Source organism: Desulfofundulus sp., assembly GCF_049701015.1.
In the GTDB taxonomy this organism is placed as follows: domain Bacteria; phylum Bacillota; class Desulfotomaculia; order Desulfotomaculales; family Desulfovirgulaceae; genus Desulfofundulus.
Window position 1 is genome coordinate 1 of sequence record NZ_JBNATZ010000175.1, and the last position, 5,139, is coordinate 5,139.

Annotated in this window: 7 protein-coding genes; 6 read left to right on the plus strand and 1 reads right to left on the minus strand. The window is 57.3% G+C overall.

The features are described 5' to 3' along the window. Positions 1-159: 159 nt before the first annotated feature. Positions 160-384 (minus strand): hypothetical protein, encoded by a 225-nt coding sequence (locus ACPLUI_RS10570; RefSeq protein ID WP_424660227.1) that lies wholly within the window; start codon positions 382-384, stop codon positions 160-162. Positions 385-542: 158 nt separating this feature from the next. On the opposite strand from ACPLUI_RS10570, the gene ACPLUI_RS10575 reads away from it, so the two are divergent. The 6 genes from ACPLUI_RS10575 to rsmI all read left to right on the plus strand — a co-directional run. Further along, the gene (locus tag ACPLUI_RS10575) at positions 543-1,988 is read left to right on the plus strand and encodes an aminotransferase class I/II-fold pyridoxal phosphate-dependent enzyme (protein ID WP_424660228.1); all 1,446 of its coding nucleotides are present in this window, start codon (positions 543-545) and stop codon (positions 1,986-1,988) included. Continuing rightward, positions 1,985-2,596, plus strand: coding sequence for a dTMP kinase (tmk, locus tag ACPLUI_RS10580; RefSeq protein WP_424660232.1), 612 nt, complete (start codon positions 1,985-1,987; stop codon positions 2,594-2,596). Before ACPLUI_RS10575 ends, tmk begins: the two co-directional genes overlap by 4 nt. Beyond that, the gene (gene holB / locus ACPLUI_RS10585) at positions 2,597-3,586 is read left to right on the plus strand and encodes a DNA polymerase III subunit delta' (protein ID WP_424660229.1); all 990 of its coding nucleotides are present in this window, start codon (positions 2,597-2,599) and stop codon (positions 3,584-3,586) included. It begins immediately after the preceding gene. Positions 3,587-3,627: 41 nt separating this feature from the next. After that, on the plus strand, positions 3,628-4,554 hold the full coding sequence (locus ACPLUI_RS10590; protein WP_424660230.1) for a PSP1 domain-containing protein: 927 nt from the start codon (positions 3,628-3,630) through the stop codon (positions 4,552-4,554). Next, the gene (locus ACPLUI_RS10595) at positions 4,475-4,750 is read left to right on the plus strand and encodes an initiation control protein YabA (protein WP_424660233.1); all 276 of its coding nucleotides are present in this window, start codon (positions 4,475-4,477) and stop codon (positions 4,748-4,750) included. The genes ACPLUI_RS10590 and ACPLUI_RS10595 overlap by 80 nt, the downstream gene beginning before the upstream one ends. After that, positions 4,747-5,139 (plus strand): 16S rRNA (cytidine(1402)-2'-O)-methyltransferase (gene rsmI / locus ACPLUI_RS10600; protein WP_424660231.1); only part of this gene is annotated, 393 nt, incomplete at its 3' end. The genes ACPLUI_RS10595 and rsmI, both read left to right, overlap by 4 nt.

The following is a 5,139-nucleotide window of genomic DNA, read 5'->3' on the forward strand; positions in this document are numbered from 1 at the left end:
GCATGTCCGGTGGTGTGAGAGGACGGGGGCTAGCCGCCCCCTCCTACTCGATTAACAGCACCGCCATATGGCGGAGCCGGTTCAAAAGGTGGAAGGCTGTCAAATTGCCCGTTGCTATAAACCCCGTTGATATAAACTATGAAGGGAGGCAGGCGATGGTTAAATGTAAAACAACCGGTTCAATTCCTTTTTGCGGGCCAGCCGCAGTCGCCGGTGGGCCATTTCGATATCGCTCCTGATCCTGTTGAGAGTTGCCATGTCAATGCCTGTGCTGGATGAGATTTCCATATCGGACAGGCCCTTTTTCCAGGCTCTGATCAGACGGGAAACGTTGGTTTTATATTTGCGGGAAAGGCTTTTTTCGTCAATCTTCTCACCTCTCATCCATTGCCTCTCCTTTCGCTTTATCTTTTTCTTGAACTTATTTTGACCGCTGCCCTGACCGGATATAAGGTTAAAGTAATGGCAATGCTTTATGATGAAGGGTACTCATGTTAAAATAAAGCTGTTGAGCCAAATTTTTTAATCAGGTGAAAAACATTATGAATCAGGAGGAAGTCCCCCTGGTAGCAGCACTTTATGCCCATTGTGCCAGGAATTACGCCCACCTGCACGTGCCCGCGCACCGTCAGGGGGAAGCCATTTTCCCCGAGTGGCAGGGGGGCAAGGAAATCCTGCAGCTCGATCTAACCGAATTGCCCGGTCTGGATGACCTGCACCATCCCGAAGGGGTGATCGCCCGGGCACAGGCCCTGGCGGCGGAGCTTTTTGGAGCCGGGCAAGCCTTTTTTCTGGTGAACGGGAGTACGGTGGGGATAATGGCTCTGTTGCTGGCCATGTGCCGGCCGGGTGATGAGATCCTGCTCCCCCGCAATGCGCACCGGGCTGTGCTGGGAGGTCTGGTTTTTTCCGGGGCAAAGCCTGTTTTCCTTGAACCAGCGGTAATTGAAGAGTTCGGTATGGCTGCCGGTTTGACTTCTCAGGTGGTGGCCGGTGCCCTCGAAGAACACCCGCGGGCCAGGGGGCTGCTGGTACTGCATCCCACCTATTATGGAGTTACAGGTGACCTGCAGCAACTGGTGGAACTGGCCCACGGGGTGAATAAGCCGGTGGTGGCTGATGAGGCTCACGGGGTGCATTTCCCTTTTCATGACGGGTTCCCGCCGCCGGCACTGCAGTGTGGCGTGGATGCCTCGGTACAGAGCATGCACAAGATGGGTGGTTCCCTCACCCAGTCCTCGCTTCTGCATTTCAAAGGCCACCGTATTGATATCCGGAGGACGGCCGGGGCATTGCGCCTCCTGCAAAGCAGCAGCCCTTCTTATCTTTTGCTTGCCTCCCTTGACGGTGCCCGCCGGCAGCTGGCCACCAGGGGCGCGGAAATGCTGGGACGTGCAGTGGACCTGGCCCTGGAGGTAAGACGGGCCCTCTCCCGCTTGCCGGGCATAACCCTGCTGGGGGAGGAGCACCTTGGCCGGCCCGGGGTGCACGGCCTGGACCCCACCCGGCTGGTGATTTCACTGCGCTCCGCTGGGTTGACGGGGTATCAGGTGGCCAGGATCCTGGCCCGGGACTACCGGGTGCAGGTGGAAATGGCCGATTACTATAACCTGGTGGTGGTCATCGGTATCGGTACCACCCGCCGTGATTGTGAGCTCCTCATCCGCGGCTTGCAGGAAGTGGTCCGCCGGGTGGAGGTGGGACGGGCTCTCATGGCCTGTCCCGAACGGCCGCCACTGCCGGTGGCAAGGCTTACTCCACGCCAGGCCTGGCTGGCTCCCAGCCGTCCCCTTCCTCTGGAGGAGTGTGCCGGTCACATCTGTGCCGAATGGGTGAACGTCACTCCTCCCGGCATCCCCCTGCTCTATCCCGGGGAGGAGATCGGTCCGGAGATGGTCGAATATCTACAATGGGTCAGGAAGCTGCCGCTTTCCGTACAGGGTCCTGAAGATCCCGGGCTCCAGAGCCTGCGGGTGGTGGTATGGTGAAGGGTTTGTTTGTTGTGTTTGAGGGCATTGACGGTGTCGGGAAAACCACCCAGGCGCGGCTTTTAGCTAACGCCCTGGTCCAGCGGGGGTATCCGGTGGTTTTTACCCGGGAACCGGGGGGTACACCGGTAGGTGAAAAGATCCGCAGCCTGTTGCTCGACCCGGCCCTGGCCGGTTTAAATCCCCTGGCGGAAGCTTTTTTATACGCCGGTGCCCGGGCCGAACTCGTCGCCAGCACCATCCGTCCCGCTCTGGCCGGCGGCCGGGTGGTGGTCAGTGACCGCTTTGTGGATTCCAGCCTGGCGTATCAGGGTTACGGGCGGTGTCTGGACCTTGCGGAATTGGAACAGCTAAATGCTCTGGCCACGGGAAAGCTTGTACCCGACCTTACGGTGTTGCTGGACATGCCGGCTGACGAGGCTCTGGCGCGGCTGGCCGGCAGGGTGGACCGCATTGAGCAGGAAAGGCTGGATTTTTTTGAACGGGTGCGCCGGGGATATCACCAGCTGGTAAAAAGGGAGCCCCGGCGTTACCTGGTGCTGGATGGACGCCTGGACTGCCGGGAACTCCACCGGCAGATATTGAAGGCCGTGGAGGAGAGGTTTTAGGTGAGGCTGGCAGAAATTATTGGACATGGAGAAATTGTCCGCGCCCTGCGCCGGGCCGTGGAACAGGACAGAGTAAGTCATGCCTATTTATTTGCCGGACCGGATGGCGTGGGCAAGACGACCACGGCCCTGGCCTTTGGGGCCGCCCTTCTCTGCCGGTATCCCGGCTCTGGCGATGCCTGTGGTAAATGCCGGGATTGCCGGCAGGTGGCCGGACAAAACCATCCCGACCTGCACCGGATTGCTCCCGACGGGGCATCCATCAAGATCGGACAGGTGCGGGAGATGTTACACCGCATTGCCCTTTCTCCTTATCAGGGTCAGCGGCAGATTTTTCTTGTGGAACAGGCGGACATGATGACAGGTGAGGCGGCGAACTGTCTTTTGAAGACTCTGGAAGAGCCGCCGGCCGGTACGGTAATTATTTTAATTTCCGGCCGTCCCCAGGCTTTGCTGCCTACAATCCTTTCCCGTTGTCAGATCTTCACTTTTCACCCCCTGCCCGCCGGGCAGGTGGTGAGTATCCTGCAAAAAGAAATGGCTGCCTCCCGGGGTGAACTGGAACTGCTGGCCCGGCTTACCGGGGGTTGTCCCGGGCGGGCCGTGAGATTGGCCGGCGTGGATGGCGGTTATTCCGCCTTCCGGCAAAGAGTGGTGGATCTGGCCGCCGGGTTGGGTCGTGCTTCCTTTACGGAAGCCTGCCGGCAGGCAGCTCTTCTGGCTGAAGATAAAGAGCTGGCTTTGGCCTGCCTGGAGTTTTTCCTGCTGTGGTACCGGGATTTGCTGGTGTGGAAGGAGACGGGGGCTGGCGGCTTGCTTTTCAACCAGGATTATCTTTCCCTGGTGGAACGGGAAGCCCGTTTTTACAGCTCTACCCGGCTGCTTGCCATGATCAGGGAAATTGAAAAAACAAGAGACTCCCTTATGGCAAACGTTAACACCAGACTGGCACTGGAAGTTCTTTTTATGCGCCTGGCAGGTGCTGCCTGAGCGGTGGTGCCAGAGCCGGGGGTTGAAATGGAGGGAAAAAAATGCCCTACCGTGTTGTAGGGGTCAGGTTCAGGAAGGCTGGGAAGATCTATTATTTCGACCCGGGAGATTACGTTCTCAGTCCCGGTGACCCGGTTATTGTGGAGACGGCTCGTGGTATAGAAAGCGGGCAGGTGGTAATCGGACCCACCGAGGTTGCGGATGAAGAGGTGGTGGTACCTCTAAAAAAGGTCATCCGCCCGGCGACTGAAGAAGATCTTGAAAAAATCGCTCTTAACAAGAAAAAGGAAAAACGAGCTTTTCAAATTTGTCTGGAGAAAATTGCTGCCCACGGCCTGCCCATGAAGCTGGTGGATGTGGAACAGACCTTTGACGGCAACAAGATCATTTTTTATTTTACCGCTGAGGGACGGGTAGATTTCCGGGAACTGGTTAAGGATCTGGCTGCGGTATTCCGTACCCGCATAGAGCTGCGTCAAATCGGTGTGCGCGATGAAGCCAAGATGATGGGCGGGCTGGGTTGCTGCGGGCGGGAATTATGCTGCAGCACCTGGTTGTCCGATTTTGCTTCCGTTTCCATCCGTATGGCGAAGGACCAGAATCTTTCTCTGAATCCCACTAAAATTTCAGGTATTTGCGGGAGGTTGATGTGCTGTCTCAAATATGAAAATGAGATTTACGAACAGGCGAAAGAGGAACATCCCGAAATTGGCGCGCGTGTGTTGACTCCCCATGGGGAGGGCAGGGTGACAGCTGTTAATATATTCCGTAAAACTGTGACCGTGGAATTAAAGGAAACCAGGCTCAACAAGGAGTATTCTTTTAACGAGGTTATCACCAGGACGAGAGGTGACCAGTGTGCAAACTCTGACCGCAATGATCAAGGAAATGGAAGCCAGGATCCAGGCGCTCGGGAACGACATGCAGAAAATCAAGAAGCAGATCCGACTCTTAATGGAGGAGAATGACAAATTGCGGGAGGAGTTGGCCAGGGCCTACGGGCAGGCCGGAGAGAGCGCCCCTGCCAGGGGAGGGTTGAGAAACCTCTGGGACCTCTACCAGCAGGGTTTTCATATATGCAACGTCCACTTTGGGCGCATCCGGACATCGGAGTGCTTGTTTTGTGAAGCCTTCTGGGAAAGGGAGCGGGAGGGTGGAAGGTGAGTCAGCAGGGGGTCCTCTTTATTTGCGCTACTCCCATTGGCAATCTGGAGGATATTACCCTGCGGGTCCTGCGGACATTGAGGGAGGTTGACCTGATTGCGGCTGAGGACACCCGGCACACCAGGAAGCTCCTGGCCCATTACGATATTCACACACCGATGGTGAGCTATCGTGAACACAACAGCCGGCAAATGGGCCGCCATATTTTAAACCTGCTTGAAGCTGGCCGGAAAGTGGCACTTGTTTCGGACGCCGGCATGCCGGGCATATCCGACCCCGGGGAGGAACTGGTTTCCCTGGCCATAGCCCACGGCATCCCGGTGGTTCCCGTCCCCGGCCCAAATGCCGCCCTGGCGGCTCTGGTGGCTTCTGGTTTACCCGCCTCCTCT

Coding starts and splice junctions, on each gene's coding strand:
- ACPLUI_RS10570 (WP_424660227.1), bottom strand. CDS start 384: ATGAGAGGTGAGAAGATTGACGAAAAAAGCCTTTCCCGCAAATATAAA.
- ACPLUI_RS10575 (WP_424660228.1), top strand. CDS start 543: ATGAATCAGGAGGAAGTCCCCCTGGTAGCAGCACTTTATGCCCATTGT.
- ACPLUI_RS10590 (WP_424660230.1), top strand. CDS start 3,628: ATGCCCTACCGTGTTGTAGGGGTCAGGTTCAGGAAGGCTGGGAAGATC.
- ACPLUI_RS10595 (WP_424660233.1), top strand. CDS start 4,475: ATGGAAGCCAGGATCCAGGCGCTCGGGAACGACATGCAGAAAATCAAG.